This is a genomic window from Heyndrickxia coagulans 36D1 (assembly GCF_000169195.2).
GTDB classification, from domain to species: domain Bacteria; phylum Bacillota; class Bacilli; order Bacillales; family Bacillaceae_C; genus Weizmannia; species Weizmannia faecalis.
The window spans coordinates 390,421-405,542 of record NC_016023.1 but is presented as its reverse complement, the minus strand read 5'-3'; the positions used below and the strand labels follow the sequence as shown (position 1 = coordinate 405,542).

Annotated in this window: 14 protein-coding genes; 10 read left to right on the top strand and 4 right to left on the bottom strand. The window is 46.3% G+C overall.

Annotated elements, in window-relative coordinates; genetic code table 11:
- The first annotated feature begins 294 nt into the window (after window positions 1-294).
- From BCOA_RS19215 to BCOA_RS19205, 3 genes are all read left to right on the top strand, one after another.
- On the top strand, window positions 295-867 hold the full coding sequence (locus BCOA_RS19215) for a TetR/AcrR family transcriptional regulator (protein ID WP_014095782.1): 573 nt from the start codon (window positions 295-297) through the stop codon (window positions 865-867).
- A gap of 29 nt (window positions 868-896) precedes the next feature.
- Window positions 897-3,569, top strand: coding sequence for a YhgE/Pip domain-containing protein (locus tag BCOA_RS19210; protein WP_014095781.1), 2,673 nt, complete (start codon window positions 897-899; stop codon window positions 3,567-3,569).
- 377 nt (window positions 3,570-3,946) lie between these two features.
- A complete protein-coding gene (locus tag BCOA_RS19205) occupies window positions 3,947-4,906 on the top strand; it encodes a glucose PTS transporter subunit IIA (protein WP_100183719.1) in 960 nt (319 codons plus the stop codon).
- Window positions 4,907-4,942: 36 nt separating this feature from the next.
- On the opposite strand, the gene BCOA_RS19200 is transcribed toward BCOA_RS19205, so the two are convergent.
- The gene (locus BCOA_RS19200) at window positions 4,943-5,701 is read right to left on the bottom strand and encodes a DeoR/GlpR family DNA-binding transcription regulator (protein ID WP_026683736.1); all 759 of its coding nucleotides are present in this window, start codon (window positions 5,699-5,701) and stop codon (window positions 4,943-4,945) included.
- Between the two features lie 233 nt (window positions 5,702-5,934).
- Here BCOA_RS19200 and BCOA_RS35250 point away from each other — a divergent pair, with 233 nt between their 5' ends.
- The 3 genes from BCOA_RS35250 to BCOA_RS19185 all read left to right on the top strand — a co-directional run bounded on the left by BCOA_RS35250 (window position 5,935) and on the right by BCOA_RS19185 (window position 7,842).
- Window positions 5,935-6,096 (top strand): hypothetical protein, encoded by a 162-nt coding sequence (locus BCOA_RS35250; protein WP_155245489.1) that lies wholly within the window; start codon window positions 5,935-5,937, stop codon window positions 6,094-6,096.
- Window positions 6,097-6,099: 3 nt separating this feature from the next.
- On the top strand, window positions 6,100-6,414 hold the full coding sequence (gene rhaM, locus BCOA_RS19190) for an L-rhamnose mutarotase (protein WP_014095778.1): 315 nt from the start codon (window positions 6,100-6,102) through the stop codon (window positions 6,412-6,414).
- Window positions 6,415-6,501: 87 nt separating this feature from the next.
- On the top strand, window positions 6,502-7,842 hold the full coding sequence (locus BCOA_RS19185) for an MFS transporter (RefSeq protein ID WP_014095777.1): 1,341 nt from the start codon (window positions 6,502-6,504) through the stop codon (window positions 7,840-7,842).
- A gap of 41 nt (window positions 7,843-7,883) precedes the next feature.
- Here the strand turns inward: BCOA_RS19185 and BCOA_RS19180 are convergent, their stop codons facing one another.
- Entirely contained in the window at window positions 7,884-8,852 is a 969-nt protein-coding gene (locus tag BCOA_RS19180) for a DMT family transporter (protein WP_026683738.1), read from the bottom strand.
- 531 nt (window positions 8,853-9,383) lie between these two features.
- On the opposite strand from BCOA_RS19180, the gene aldA reads away from it, so the two are divergent.
- A complete protein-coding gene (gene aldA, locus BCOA_RS19175; protein ID WP_014095775.1) occupies window positions 9,384-10,832 on the top strand; it encodes an aldehyde dehydrogenase in 1,449 nt (482 codons plus the stop codon).
- Between the two features lie 33 nt (window positions 10,833-10,865).
- Here the strand turns inward: aldA and BCOA_RS19170 are convergent, their stop codons facing one another.
- Window positions 10,866-11,429 carry an SCO family protein gene (locus BCOA_RS19170; RefSeq protein ID WP_014095774.1) on the bottom strand — a complete coding sequence of 188 codons (564 nt, stop codon included), beginning with the start codon at window positions 11,427-11,429 and terminating at the stop codon, window positions 10,866-10,868.
- Between the two features lie 100 nt (window positions 11,430-11,529).
- Here BCOA_RS19170 and BCOA_RS19165 point away from each other — a divergent pair, with 100 nt between their 5' ends.
- Window positions 11,530-11,919, top strand: a complete 390-nt coding sequence (locus BCOA_RS19165; RefSeq protein WP_041817860.1) for a FixH family protein — start codon at window positions 11,530-11,532, stop codon at window positions 11,917-11,919.
- Window positions 11,920-11,971: 52 nt separating this feature from the next.
- Here BCOA_RS19165 and yhfH read toward each other — a convergent pair whose 3' ends face one another.
- The gene (gene yhfH / locus BCOA_RS34505) at window positions 11,972-12,109 is read right to left on the bottom strand and encodes a protein YhfH (protein ID WP_014095772.1); all 138 of its coding nucleotides are present in this window, start codon (window positions 12,107-12,109) and stop codon (window positions 11,972-11,974) included.
- A gap of 193 nt (window positions 12,110-12,302) precedes the next feature.
- On the opposite strand from yhfH, the gene BCOA_RS19160 reads away from it, so the two are divergent.
- Window positions 12,303-13,289, top strand: a complete 987-nt coding sequence (locus tag BCOA_RS19160) for a lipoate--protein ligase (RefSeq protein WP_014095771.1) — start codon at window positions 12,303-12,305, stop codon at window positions 13,287-13,289.
- A gap of 121 nt (window positions 13,290-13,410) precedes the next feature.
- Window positions 13,411-14,958: a fatty acid--CoA ligase family protein gene (locus BCOA_RS19155; protein ID WP_014095770.1), complete on the top strand. Its 1,548-nt coding sequence runs from the start codon at window positions 13,411-13,413 to the stop codon at window positions 14,956-14,958.
- Window positions 14,959-15,122 lie beyond the last annotated feature (164 nt).

The window sequence follows — 15,122 nt, the reverse complement described above, 5'->3', positions numbered from 1 at the left end:
GACTGGCACCTGCCGTTTTTATTGTCCCGAAACGGGAGTCAGGCATGTATAAATTTTTCCGGCGCGTTGCCAGGTAAGTATGCCGCATCAGCGCGCACTCCCCAATGGAGAAATGCTTTATTTGAAGAAGCGGGCAAGCTGAAAAATGAAAAGCTTGAATGATTCGTTTTGGCAAGAAGCAGATTCACTGAATGCAATTACTTGATGTTCAAGGGGAAACGTGGTATATTACTTTTTGTGCAAAAATGACCAAAAAACCAAAATAGTCAATTGTTCTCGAGGGAGGTGGAAAGCTTGGAAACGGACCGCAGGCTGCAAATATTAAACGCTGCTACAAAATCTTTTGCCCAGTATGGTTATAAAGCGACAACAATGGATCTGATCGCGAAAATGGCCAATGTTGGAAAAGGGACCATTTATAACTTTTTCCGCAATAAAGAAGAATTATTCCATGAAATCATTGCCCGCCTGATTGATGAAATGGAGCAGGTGGCAGAAGCGTCAATGGATCCAGATGCTTCCTTTTATGCCAATCTGCATTCCGCTCTGTTCAGCATCCTTGAATTCCGCAAAACCCATCAGCTGACGCTTAAATTATTTGAAGAGCAGAAAGAAATGGGAACGCCGGCCGTCAATGACATGGTCGAGAAAATTGAAGAGCGGATCATTGACTATTTGAAGGGGATGCTCGAACGGGCGATACAGGCGGGGAAAATCAAACCGTGCAATCCGGAACTGACCGCTTTTATCATGTTTAAACTGTACGTCGCCATTATTTTTGACTGGGAAAAGCACCATGATTCCCTGTCGAAAGAGGAAATCGCGGAGGCGTTTGAACTGTATTTGTTAAAAGGGCTGCAGAACTGATTTTTCGGTTGGAAAAGGAGGTATTTTAGATGGACAATTTATGGTTCGCGGAAATACGGAATATTTTACGTTCGCCGAAAAAGCTGATTGAAACGGCAGCCATTATTCTTGTGCCAATTTTATATGCCGGCATGTTTATCTGGTCTTTTTGGGATCCGTACGGGCATCTTGAAAAATTGCCGGTTGCCGTTGTAAATGAAGACAAAGGAGCACAAATGGAGGGGGAACATCTCGCCCTCGGGGATAAGCTCATCAAAAATTTAAAGGAAAAGGACAGTTTTGATTTTCACTTTGTCGATAAGCAAACAGCGGAGAAAAAACTGAACGATAACCAATATTATATGATTATAGAGATCCCTGAAGATTTCTCTAAAAACGCAACCACATTACTGGATAAAAACCCAAAAAAATTGCAGTTGAACTATATTCAAAACCAAGCAATGAACTACACTTCTTCCAAAATTGAAGAATCTGCAATGACAAAAATAAAATCGAGCGTTGCAGAACAGGTGACAAAAACGTATGCGGAAGAAGTATTCGGCAAAGTGAAAGAGATGGCAAACGGCTACCGGTCTGCCGGAAACGGGGCAAGTAGCCTTGCCAAAGGGAGCGGAAAACTAAACGACGGCGCAGTTGTCTTAAGAAAAGGAACGGAAAATTTATTGACCGGCGCTACAGCCTTGAACGACGGCATCGGTCGGGTTCATAACGGCGCGGCTGATTTAAACAAGGGCGCTTTGAAACTGTATAACGGTTCACGCACGCTCGGCGAAGGAATTGCCCAGGCGAACAGCGGCGCCGTTTCCTTGAAAAACCATTTAGCCCAATTGGCGGCAAGCTCGGTTACTTTTTCAAACGGGCTGTCGGAGGCAAAATCGGGTGCTGACAAGGTCGCAAATGGTTCAAAATCGTTGGCCTCAGGCATGAACCAGCTGCAGACGGCAAGTGGCCAGTTGCTTGATGCGTCGAAACAGCTTCAATCTGGTGCCGACAAGGTGGCAAACGGGAGCGCCACATTAAGTAATGGCTTAAATGAGGCAAACAAAAAGCTTCCGGCGTTAACGAGCGGCACCGCCAAAGTGCAAAGCGGCGTAAAAGAGCTGCAACAAAAGTTGCCTGAAAAGCTTGCAGCGGGCATTACAAGCCAGATGGAGAAAACGATGATGTCCCCTCGTGTTCAGTCACAAATCGATGCGATGAGCGGTAGCATGTTTGACCAGCAAAAGGCACAGGCAGAAAACTTGCTCAGCCAGTTAAAACAAGTGCTGCCACCCGAAACGTATCAGACGGTTTCCAACCAAATCTTAAGTAATTATACAGATAAAAAGAAACAGGAATTCCAACAAGCATTCCAAGACGAGGTCAAAAATAAGCTTTTGGCATCGTTAACCAGCGGGTCTGCCTCTACGCAAGCCGCTTTGCAAAGCCAAATTCAACAGGCGATTGCTCCGTACTTTTCCGACCTGAACGAAGGGCTTACAAAGGTAAGCAGCGGGCAGCAAAAATTGCAAACTGGTATTGACCAACTTACCAAAGGTGCCAATACTTTGAATGCTGGCGCACAGCAACTTGCAAGCGGCCAAAATGCATTCGTCAAAAACGCAACCATTTTTAACGGGAAACTGCAACAAGCTGCATCTGGCGCAAACAGCCTTGAATCCGGGGCGACGGCGGTTGCATCCGGGCTTGGCCAGCTTTCTAGAGGATCAGGTCAGCTCGTAACCGGAACGAAACAACTGGCAGACGGGTCAAGCACGCTTGCAGAAGGGACCGGAAAACTGGCAGACGGTTCAAACGAATTGACGAACGGTACACAATCGCTTGCAAACGGCTCAAGCGTGCTCGTAAAAGGCACGTCCCAATTGTTAAACGGCGCAGGCCAGTTGCAAAGCGGCAGCAAGCAGTTGAACAACGGTGCGGGCAACCTTGTTTCCGGCACAGGCCAATTAAATGCCGGCGCAGACAAACTGAGCAATAAACTTGGCAAAGCGGCTGACCAGGCCGGAGCCATCAACCCGACCGGCGCCACTTATAATATGATGAGCAGCCCGGTCCGTCTGAATCATGATGCTGTGACAAAAGTGCCGAACTATGGTACCGGCCTTGCACCGTATTTCTTATCGCTCGGGCTTTTTGTCGGCGGATTATTGCTGACGATTATCTACAATGTAAAAGCACCGGCAATCATGCCGAAAAACGGGGTAACCTGGTTTCTTGGAAAATTCGGCGTCATGGCACTGATTGGCGTCTTACAATCGCTTTTGGCAGATTTCATTCTGCTTGATCTGCTGAAATTGCATGTGCAAAGTGTGCCGCTGTTTATGATCGCAACCATTGTGACAAGCCTGACCTATATGGCGATCATTCACTTTTTGGTTGCGGCATTCGCCAACCCGGGCAGATACATTGCCGTCATCATTTTGATTTTGCAACTGACGACAAGTGCAGGTACATTCCCGCTTGAATTGATTCCAAAACCGCTTCAGGGTGTTCATGATCTGATGCCGATGACCTATTCGCTGCAAATGTTCAAAGCGGTGATTTCAAGCGGCGATTTCAGCTACATGTGGCAAAATGTTGATAAGCTTTCGGTCTTTTTTGCAGCGTTTATCTTTCTTTCCCTTCTGTACTTTGTTGTGAAATTTAGACATCTTCACAGGATGGCAGAAAAGGAAGGAGCAGCCTCTCCGGTAGAAGCATAAGAGATTTGCTGTAAAAGCAGCAGGACGAAGCCATATTGGCCGATCCTGCTGCTTTTTTATTGCAAAATATGACGAACAGGATAAATTGCTTCAGGCAACACGTAAAGGAGGAATGGTTAGTCCGACTATAGTTGTATTTGTAAATGGAGCTGCATGCCGGTATTTTATATTTCAAGGGCTTGCCGGACATTGCTGTAAAAGACAGGTTTCCGCCATTTTCCATGTGAAGCGATCACAAAAGCAGCCCCTTTTTCGGAAACAATGATAAAACTTTCACAAACTTGTCATGAACGGGTATAAAAGCGCTTTCTGCAGGGGCTTATAATAAGATTAGAGATGGTGTAAAGGAAAGGGTGAGAGAGGTGGGCTACGAACGATTGGCCAGTAAACTGGTGCAGCTTTCGGGAGGCGGGGAAAATATTCAAGCGGTTTTCCACTGCTCAACAAGGCTCCGCTTTAAATTAAAAGACCCGGGGCGGGCAAAAAAAGCGGCGGTAGAGGAGCTTGACGGGGTGATTTCGGCCGCTGTTTCCGGCGGGTATTTTCATATTGTGACAGGGATAAATGCCGGGGAAGTGCACAATGACATGTTAAAATATCTGCATCTAGTCCGGATGGAAAGCGGGCAACGGGAAGAAACTTCTGGCTTTGAAAACCCGGTCATGCAGCCGGGCAGATTAACCGGACGCCCGGATGCGGCAGAAATATCCGGCCTTGAGGATCAATTGTTTCATCAGATGATGGACACGGCGACATCCATTTTGAATGCCCGGGGCGGAGGCGAGCCGGTTATGGTCGTTTTATTCGGGTGCAAAAACAAAGAACCGGCCGTTGCCGGAGGTATCCCGCATAAGAAAACGGAAGAACCGGTGCGATATCAGAAAAAGGAAATGATCGCCAGCCCGTTTACAGGGGAAACGATCCCGCTTGAGCAAGTCAATGATCCTGCATTTTCTTCCGGCATACTCGGCAAAGGGGTCGGCATTAAGCCTTCTGTTGGCAAGCTTTTTGCGCCGATCAGCGGGACGGTAACGGCGGTGTTTCCGAGCGGGCACGCGATCGGCATCACGTCCAAAACCGGCATTCAAATTTTGATTCATATCGGTATTGATACGGTCCGGCTCGAAGGAAAATATTATCATGTCCATGTGAAAAAAGGCCAGCCGGTTGAAAAAGGTGAAATGTTAATCGAATTTGATATTCCTGAAATCGAAGCAGCCGGGTACGATTTAACTTCCCCGGTTGTGATCACGAACGCGGACAATTATGTTGAGGTGCTGGAAACGGACCGGAAAAAAGTTGTTGCCAGTGACCAGCTGATGACGATAGTCAGTTAAAAAACAAACAGGGTGCCGCATGCGGCGCCCTGTTTGTCAGTAAACAATATCCACCTGATGATCTTTGAAAAAACGGAGCCATTCATCACTCGGTTTTTCATCTGTGACCACAAAGTCAACAGCCGAAAAATCCGCAAAATGGACAAAGGCAATTTTGTCGAATTTGCTTTTGTCCGCGAGCAGAATGACTTTATTTGCCTGTTTGAGCATTTCCTTTTTAATATGGCTTTCCGCTTCATTCGAGTCGGTGATCCCCCGCACCATGGAAATGCCTTTACAACTGAACAGCGCCACATCGACATTGTATTGGCGCACAGCATGTTCAGCAACAGAACCGACCAGCGAATTGGAACGTTTCCGCAGCGCTCCGCCTGTTGACAGAAGCTGAATGTTTGACTGGGCCAGTTCGCTTAATGCGATGGCAGAATTGGTTAAGACGACAAGTCCCTCTTTCGTTCTGTTCAACTCTTTTAACGCTTCCAACACGGTCGAGCTCGCATCCGCCACAATCGTATTTCCGTCTGAAATGAGCGGCTGCAGCTTGCCGGCAATGTTTTGCTTTGCTTCCATATTGACGGTGAATCTTGTCTGGTAGGGGAGATCTTCATTTGTATGGAGATTGAGCACAGCACCCCCGTATGTCCGCGTCACAATTCCTTCTTTTTCAAGCTTCTCCAGATCTCGCCTGATCGTCTCTTCCGTTACTTGAAACTCCTTTGCCAAATTGGCAACATACACTTTTTTCTCCCGGTACAGCGTATTTAAAATTTTATCTCTCCGTTCAAAAGCCAGCATGTCCCCAACCCCGTTCCTGTCCTGTATCCTTTTCTCTGATAAGTCCATTTTAGCAAAAATCGTCCGTTTAAAAAAGAAAACAACAAAAGTACAATAAAATAAATAAAAAAATCTTTTTTTATATTGATTTATGTTTGTTCTTTCGCTAGTATAGGAAATGTGAAGAAGGGTTTTCACAAACCAGTTAAAGAAAGCGGTTTCTGAACCAAATTTTGAAGTGCACGCATGGCGGCTTGTTTGTCCCGCTGCCCAACAATCAATATAACATGGAAGGAATAAGGGCGGCGGAAAAAGCCATACAGATTGCTTTTGATGGTTTGTATATCGGACTGCTGGCGGATTTTTCATCTGGTAATAAGATAGAAGATTTTAAAATAAAGGAAATCGAGGGGTAAAATGTGATCAGAAAAGCGAGTGTAATGTTTGTGCATAAGGATCAATATGAGGAATACAAGCGCCGGCATGACCATATCTGGCCGGAAATGTCAAAAGAATTAAAGGCGCACGGGGCCCGTAATTATTCGATTTTTTTGGATGAAGAAACGGGTCGGTTATTTGCTTATTTGGAAGTGGAAGATGAAGCGCTCTATGAAAAAATGGCAGATACAGAGATTTGCAGAAAATGGTGGGACTATATGGAACCGCTAATGGAAACCAATCCCGATAACAGCCCTGTGTCTGTTGCATTAAAGGAAGTTTTTCACCTGACCTAACAGCCATCCCATTCAGAACTCCAGCAGTTCACATTGTAAGCGATATCAAACCCTTCATAAAAATGATAACAGAAAGGCGGAGAAGAAATGGCGAGAATAGGAAGCAAAAGCACGACCGGCTGGAAAGCGACAATTTCGGTTGCCATGGCCAATTACATTGAAGCCGGTTCCATTATCGCAGCAGCCAGCAGTTTGACGCTCTGGCAGGCTTACCTGCACTTAAACAGCATTTCCGTGGGTTTGTTAAGCGCCCTCAGTGCCAACGCATTTGGCGCGGCAATCGGAGCACTGTTCGGCGGGTATTTAACCGATAAATACGGCAGAAAATTTATCTACACGTATGATTTGCTTGTATATATGCTTGGTGTGTTTTTGATTGCGGTTTCCGTCAACTTTCCGATGCTGTTAATCGGCACCATTATTACCGGGGTAGCCGTAGGAACAGGGGTGCCTGCTTCGTGGACATATATTGCGGAAGAAGCCCCGCATTCAAAGCGTGCGGCCCATGTAGGTACGGCGCAATTGGCATGGTCAACGGGGCCAATGATCACGTTTCTGCTCGCCGTTTTGCTTGCGCCGCTTGGCCTGCTCGGCAGCCGGATTATTTTCCTCCATCTATTAGTCATCGCATTCATCACTTGGTATATCCGCCAGGGGCTTGAAGAATCAGCCATCTGGAAAGAAGATAAAGAAAAAGAAAAAACCGACGCCCGGCTGGGGAAAAAATCAAGAAGCTCCTTGAAAGAATTATTTCGTTTAAAAGTAAACCGCCAGGCCCTCTTTTTACTGATCGGCATTTATCTATTCTGGAACTTAACGGCAGGGGCAATGGGGTACTTTATGCCCTATATTTACCAAAATGTTGGCGGCCTGACGAACGAACAGGCGAACTTGCTGCAAGCTTTCCTCTGGGCGTTAACGGTGCTGACAACCTATGTTGTCTTTATGAGGCTGGGTGACCGTTACAGCCGGCGTTTCCTCTTTGGTTTAGGGGCGGTGATGGGCATTGCCGCATGGCTTATTTTGACTTTTACAGGGATGAATTGGTTCTCCCTTTTTGCCTTTGTTATTCTCTGGGGAAGCGCTGCCGGATTCGGCGCCCAGGCGTTTTACGGCTTGTGGGCGAGCGAACTGTTTCCGACCCGGTACCGCGCGGGCGCACAAGGGTTCATTTATTTCCTCGTCCGGTTCGGAATTGCCATCTGGTCTTTTCTGCTTCCGACCATTATGGACACGCTCAGTTTTAAAGTAGCGGGAATTGTAATGATCGTATTCCTTGTCATCCATTGTATCATCGGAATCGCGCTCGCACCGTCTACACAAGGAAAAACGCTGGAAGAAATTGAAAAAGAACGGTTCGGGACCGTTCGGGACGGGGAAAAACGAGCCGTTACACCAACAACTGCAGCGGAACATTTGAATCAGTAAACCAAAAGGCACAAGTGCGGATCACACTTGTGCCTAAAAGATTATCTGTTTTTTGCCCGGCTGACCCTGAGTTCGGGCTGTTTGCTTCCGGCTGGCAACAACGTCATCAGCGAACCCGCGACGATCAGGATAATCCCGACCGTAACAGCCGGCGTAATCGCTTCTCTCAGAAAAATGAGGGCCAAAATTGGCGCCAGTGCAGGCTTAATAAAGAAAACCATCGAAGCCATTGATGCACTTGTTACATCCATCGCAAGGAAGTAAAACGCAAACCCGAGCCCGGTGACAAAAATGCCGATATAAATCAGGCTTGGCAGCGTATGCCATGCAATTCCGCGGAACACGGGCACATTTGCAAATACGCCGAGGCCAACGGAACGCAGCCAGCCCGCAACAAATCCAATTTTCGAAATCAATACAAGCGCAAGAATTTCAATGCTGCCGGTAAAAAAGCTCAAACAGGTTAAAATGACACCATCACATTTAAACTGCTGGCTGCCTTTTCTGCCGACAACACTGTAAAGCGCAAACGTAACCGCCGAAAGAAGCGCAACAATGATGCCAAATGGACTTTGGATTTCAAACGGGTTGACGATAAACAAAATGCCGACCAAGCTGATGCCCAATGCAACCAGCGTCCGCTTCGAAAGACGCTCTTTTAAAAGAAAATGGGCGAGCGGAATAACAAACAGCGGGTTGCAACTGAACAAAATCGCAACGGTGGAAGCTTTCGTATAAACAATGGCCAATTGGTAAAATGTCATGCTAATAACAACACATAAAAAGCCGGTTACAACAAAAAATAAAAAACTGTCCTTTGTCATGTGAAAATGATATTTTTTCATATGCTGAAACGCCAATGGCGACAATATAACCGCGCCAATAAAAAAGCGAAGCAGGTTCAATTGGATCGGATGAAACGTACCGGCAACCATTTTTATGGCAATTTCCATCGTGCTGAAAAATATAGCAGACAAAACAATGTATAAAATTCCTTTTTTCATGCTCATTACCTCGATCTCTTTCAAAATGTTTAAATGGTTATCCGGTCATCTGATGATCAACAAAAAACGGCAGCGCAAATTCCCCTATTCCAGTTTTATTCCATCTCTTATTATAATGCTCTTCCATTCATAAAGAAAAGGACAACTATGTGAACAATAGAACAAATTGGTGTCTGCCGCCTGAAGAATTCGTTTCCTTCTCCTTTCATCTTATTTTTCCTTCGATTTTCGCTTGTTTCCTGATGGATTTGTTTTGCAGAGGAACGAGAAAGCCCATGCAGCCCGCAACCCGGTTTCGGACTTGGGAGAGAAGTCCAGCGAATATGAACGATCACGAAAACTTGTAAGAATGGCGGAACTTTAAGTATCTGAAAGTGCCACCTTTTTGACGATCTGTTGAATCAATAGACAAAGAACAGCAAAAAACAAACAACATCATAGTTATATAAATTATGTTTGTTTTATTTGACACCCCAACATAGCCACATTAAAATAAAAGAAGAAACAAAAAATTTCAGATTGAAAGGCTGGGAGAGGATGAAAACGGCTACAAAAACATACCAAATGTATATTGACGGGGAATTTACAGACGCTGCTTCAAAAGAAACTTCCCAAGTTATAAACCCGGCAACAGAAGAAGTGATTTCCGAAGTCCCGAAAGCAACAATCGAGGATGTCAGAAGGGCAATCGATGCGGCAGAACGTGCCCAGAAATCATGGGAAAAATGTCCTTCTTCTGAACGGGCCAAATACTTAACTGCGATAGCACAGGAAATCCGCCGCAACGCCGATGCTTTGGCGCGCGTCATTTCAGAAGAAGTCGGAAAAACGCTGGAACTTTCCACAACCGAAGTCCATTTTACAGCCGATTATATCGACTACATGGCCGGCTGGGCGCGGCGGTACGAAGGGGAAATCGTGCCAAGCGACCGCCCGAAAGAAAACATTTTCGTCTACAAAGCCCCCATTGGCGTCATTGCTGGCATTTTGCCATGGAACTTCCCGTTTTTCCTCATCGCCCGTAAAGCAGCGCCGGCGCTGATTACCGGAAATACGATTGTGATCAAACCGAGCGGGGAATCGCCGAACAATGCGTTGGAATTTGCAAAAATCATTGACAAAATCGGCCTGCCGAAAGGGGTTATCAATATTGTCACAGGCAGCGGAAGCACGCTCGGGGATGAACTGTCCCGCAACCCGAAAGTTGGCATGGTCAGCCTTACCGGCAGTTACAGTGCAGGAGCGGCCGTGATGCGGGCAGCCGCGGACAATATTACAAAAGTTTCGCTTGAATTAGGCGGGAAAGCCCCGACGATTGTGATGGACGATGCCGATATCGATCTTGCTGTCAAATCGGTTGTTGAATCGCGTGTGATCAATACCGGGCAGGTTTGCAACTGCACAGAACGCGTATATGTTCAAGAAAGTGTCGCAGATGTGTTTATCAGCAAAATCGTCAAAGCCATGCAGGACGTCAAATTCGGTGACCCGCTTGCCGAAGAAGGGCTGGATATGGGGCCGCTTGTCAGCAAAAGCGCACTGGAAAGCGTCGATCAAATGGTGAAAAGAGCGGTTGAAGGCGGCGCCAAAGTGTTAACCGGCGGCAAACCGGCTGGCAGGGACAAAGGCTACTATTATGAGCCGACCGTGCTTGTCAATGTCGATAACACAATGGAAATCATGCGCGAGGAAATTTTCGGGCCGGTTCTCCCGATTGCGACGTTTAAAACACTTGATGAGGCGATTGAACTGGCAAATGACTGCCAATACGGCCTGACTTCTGCCATTTTCACTTCCAATGTAGACACAATGATGCGTGCCAGCAATGAATTGAAGTTTGGCGAAACGTATGTGAACCGTGAAAGCTTTGAAGCGATCCAGGGCTTCCACGCCGGCTGGAGAAAATCGGGCGTCGGCGGTGCAGACGGCAAACACGGCCTCGAAGAATACTTGCAAACGCATGTTGTATATGTACAATACAAATAATCAAAAGCGCCGGCCGGCAGCCGGCGTTTTTGATTATCGCAGTTTCTCAATTTCTTTCATGATTTTTTCAGCATCAAAGTCCGCACTTCCGTCAAAGTCTTTTATAAGCTCACCGTCTTTATTGACGACATAAAAACTCGTGCCGTGGACAACCTGGTCATTTCCATCCGATTTGGCGACCGGGTTTTTAAAATTTTTCATCGCAAACTTTTCAATTTTTTTCTGCGAGTAGCCGGTAAGGAAATGCCACATGGAAAAATCGCTGTGAAATTGGTTGGCAAATTGTTTCAGCTTTTGCGGCGTATCCACTTCGGGGTCGATGCTGAAAGATACAAGCTCCACATCTTTGTAACCCGCTTTTTTAATTTTCTCCTGCAATTCGCTCATATGCATCGTCATCGGGGGGCAAACCGTTTTGCAGCTCGTAAAAATAAAGTCGGCCACCCATACTTTCCCTTTTAAATCGTCCAGACTGAAAGATTTCCCATCCTGGTCCTTAAATTGAAAGTGTTCAACCGGGTCCCCTTTTGGCGCACAGGAGGAAAGCGCCGGAAGCAAAAATACGAACAACACGAGAAGTGCAATCTTTCTCTTCAAATCAGCCTCCCCCTTTACGGATGTAAGCGTTATTTTGTATGATCATTATAACATGTATTTTCAGTATAAACGGTAAAAACAGAAAAAAGAGGGTGAAGTGGTGAAAAAGTGGATTCTGGCGGGCTTGTTCCTGATCGCCGTATCGCTCTTTGCCGGATGCGGAAAACAGGAGCAGGCGGCTGTAAAACCGGCGAAAATGGTAAAAGTGCAGCTCATCGTGCCCAAAACCGCTAACGCCGGCACAAGCATCCCGTTAAAGGCGGTTGTCACACAAGGAAAAGAAAAAGTAGACGATGCAGACGAAGTGAAGTTTGAAATTTGGAAGGAAAATTCGGATAAAAACAGCTCGATGCTGGAAGCGAAGCATGATCAGCACGGCATTTATACCGCAAAAACGGTCATCAAAGAACCCGGCACATATACGGTCCAGGTGCACGTGACAGCGCGGAAAATGCATGTCATGCCTAAAACCGCTTTATCCGTAAACTGAAAAACAACCGGGCAGCGTGAAGGCGTTTTTTATCTTTGCGCTGCCCTTTTTGTTATTCATGGCTTTTCACATGCAGGCAGTTCGGGCATGTATTGCCATAGCATTCCGACTGCTCATCGATTTTTTCACCGCATTCTGTGCAATATTTGTCAGGCAGGTTTTTGAAAAAGTCTAAAATATTTTGTACCATTTTCACGACTCCTTTGTTATATAACTGTTTATTATATTTTTAATTGTATTATAACAGTTTTTAAATGTCAATGGCGAAATGGTGAATTTTTTAGAAAAATAGAGAAAAGATCAAAGATTGCCCACGGGCATCCCTTGTTCTATAATGAAAATGAAAGGGATTGCTTTACATTTTGCATAAAGGAGGCGGCATTATGCTGTTTATTGATAATCAGGGCATTACCGACCCGCGCATCAACCTTGCCATCGAAGAGTATGCCCTGAAAAATCTCGATATCAATGAAACTTATTTACTTTTTTACATAAACCAGCCGTCGATTATTATCGGCCGCAACCAAAACACCATCGAAGAAATCAATACGGATTACGTGGACAAAAATGGTGTCATCGTCGTCCGCAGGCTCTCCGGCGGCGGCGCGGTGTACCATGATCTCGGCAACATCAATTTCAGTTTCATCACAAAAGATGACGGCGAGTCCTTCAGCAATTTCCGCAAATTTACCGATCCGGTTGTGCAGGCATTGCGCAAACTCGGTGTAAACGCGGAATTAAGCGGGCGCAATGACATCCAAGTTGGCGACCGGAAAATTTCGGGGAACGCGCAGTTTTCCACAAACGGGCGCATGTTCAGCCACGGCACGTTGATGCTCAATTCAGAACTTGATAAAGTTGCACAGGCTTTAAAGGTCAAAAAAGAAAAAATCGAATCAAAAGGGATCAAGTCAGTGAGGAGCCGCGTCGCCAACATCTCCGAATTTCTCGACCATCCGATCTCCATGTCGGCATTCAGGCAATTGCTTTTGGAAAGCATTTTCGGCGGCAAGGAAATACCGGAATATCAGCTGACCGAAAAGGATTGGGAAAAAATCCGCCAAATTTCCAAAGAGCGGTACCAGACATGGGAATGGAACTATGGCAAATCGCCGAAATTCAATCTCCGACATTCCCGGCGTTTTCCGGTGGGAACGGTCGATGTACGGCTTGAAGTGAACAAAGGGATCATCGAAAACTGCAAAATTTACGGCGATTTCTTCGGCATCGGGGAAGTAAAGGATATAGAAGAAAAGCTGGCCGGCTGCCGTTATGAGCGCGCCGGTATTGAAAAAGCGTTGGAAGGCATAGATATCCGGCATTATTTTGGCAACATAACGAAAGAAGATTTTATCAGCCTCATCTATTAAGAACGCGCAAATTCCCGGGTTCCAATGGCAATCCGGGAATTTGTATTGAAATATTTTAATTGTTTTTATATAATAAATGGGTAGAATGAATGATTGTTCACTCAGAAAGGGGAGGGAGAAATTGAATTTACCGTCCAGTTTAAAAAAGACGGCGGAAATGAACGCGGACAAAACAGCTTATATTTTTATGGATCAGCCTGTTACGTACAAGGAACTTGACACGGCCGTTTCAAAGTTTGCGGACGGGCTGAAAAAACTCGGGCTCAAAAAAGGGGATCATATGGCCCTTCTGCTTGGCAATTCACCGCAATTCATAATTGCCTTGTACGGGGCGATGCGGGCCGGCGTGACCACGATACCGGTCAACCCGATTTACACGCCGGAGGAAATTCGCTACATATTGGATAACGGCGATGTGAAAGCAGTCGTGGCGCTTGATTTATTTGTACCATATGTGGATAAGATCGATGCCCTGCTGCCGAAAGTGGAGCATTACATCATTTGTGAAACCGATCCGGCAAAAGCGGGAAAATATACGCACCCAAAATTGAAATCGTTTTCACAAATACTGGCGGAAAGTTCGCCGTCCGTTGAAGAAGTGCCGCTTTCTGAAGGGGATACGGCGGTTATTTTGTATACGTCCGGAACGACCGGAAAGCCAAAGGGGGCGATGCTTACGCATAAAAATTTATATTCAAATGCGAGCGATATCGGCTCCTATTTGAAAATGAGCGCGGATGACCGGGTCATTACGGCTTTGCCGATGTTTCACGTTTTCTGCCTGTCGGTTGCTGTGAATGCGCCGCTCATCAGCGGGGCAACGCTGCTCATATTGCCGAAGTTCAGCCCGAAAGAAGTGTTCCGGGTGGCAAGCCGCTACAAAGCAACGATATTTGCCGGCGTGCCGACGATGTACAATTATTTGTTCCAATATGAAGGCGGGGATCCGAAAGACTTCGCCACGCTCAGGCTATGCATCTCGGGCGGCGCTTCGATGCCGGTTGCGCTTCTGAAAAACTTTGAAAAAAAATTCAATGTGCTCATTTCGGAAGGATACGGATTGTCGGAAGCCTCCCCGGTTACCTGCTTCAATCCGCTTGACCGCCCGCGCAAACCGGGATCGATCGGCACCAATATTGTCCATGTTGAAAATAAAGTCGTGGATGAGCTTGGAAATGAGGTGCCTGTCGGCGAAGTCGGCGAACTCGTAGTACGCGGTCCGAACGTGATGAAAGGGTACTATAAAATGCCGGAAGAAACGGCGGCTGCGATCCGGAACGGCTGGCTGCATACCGGGGACATGGCGAGAATGGATGAAGACGGTTACTTTTATATCGTAGACCGCAAGAAAGATATGGTCATTGTCGGCGGTTTTAATGTGTATCCGCGCGAAGTGGAAGAAGTGCTTTACGACCATCCGGATGTCGTGGAGGCAGCTGCAGTGGGCATCCCTGACCCCAATCAAGGGGAAGTCGTGAAAGTATATGTCGTATCGAAAAACAAAAATCTGACGGAACAGGCATTGCTCGATTATTGCAAAGAACGGCTTGCCAAATACAAAGTCCCGAAAGAAATTGAATTTCTGGATGAGCTTCCGAAAAACACAACCGGAAAAATTTTGCGCAGGTCTTTAAAAGAACAATTGCAAAAACAATCGGCCCGGCCATAAAAAATCGGGCTACGGAAAAGCCAAAGGCGCACGGTTTTCTGGAAAAATTGCAATATGGAAGTAGGGACTGCTGAAAACGATTAAAAAATCGGCAGTAAACAGCAAAAAAAGCATGCAAAGCCAATCAGAATAAATCCGCCGCGGAACGGGAATCCGCTCGAAAA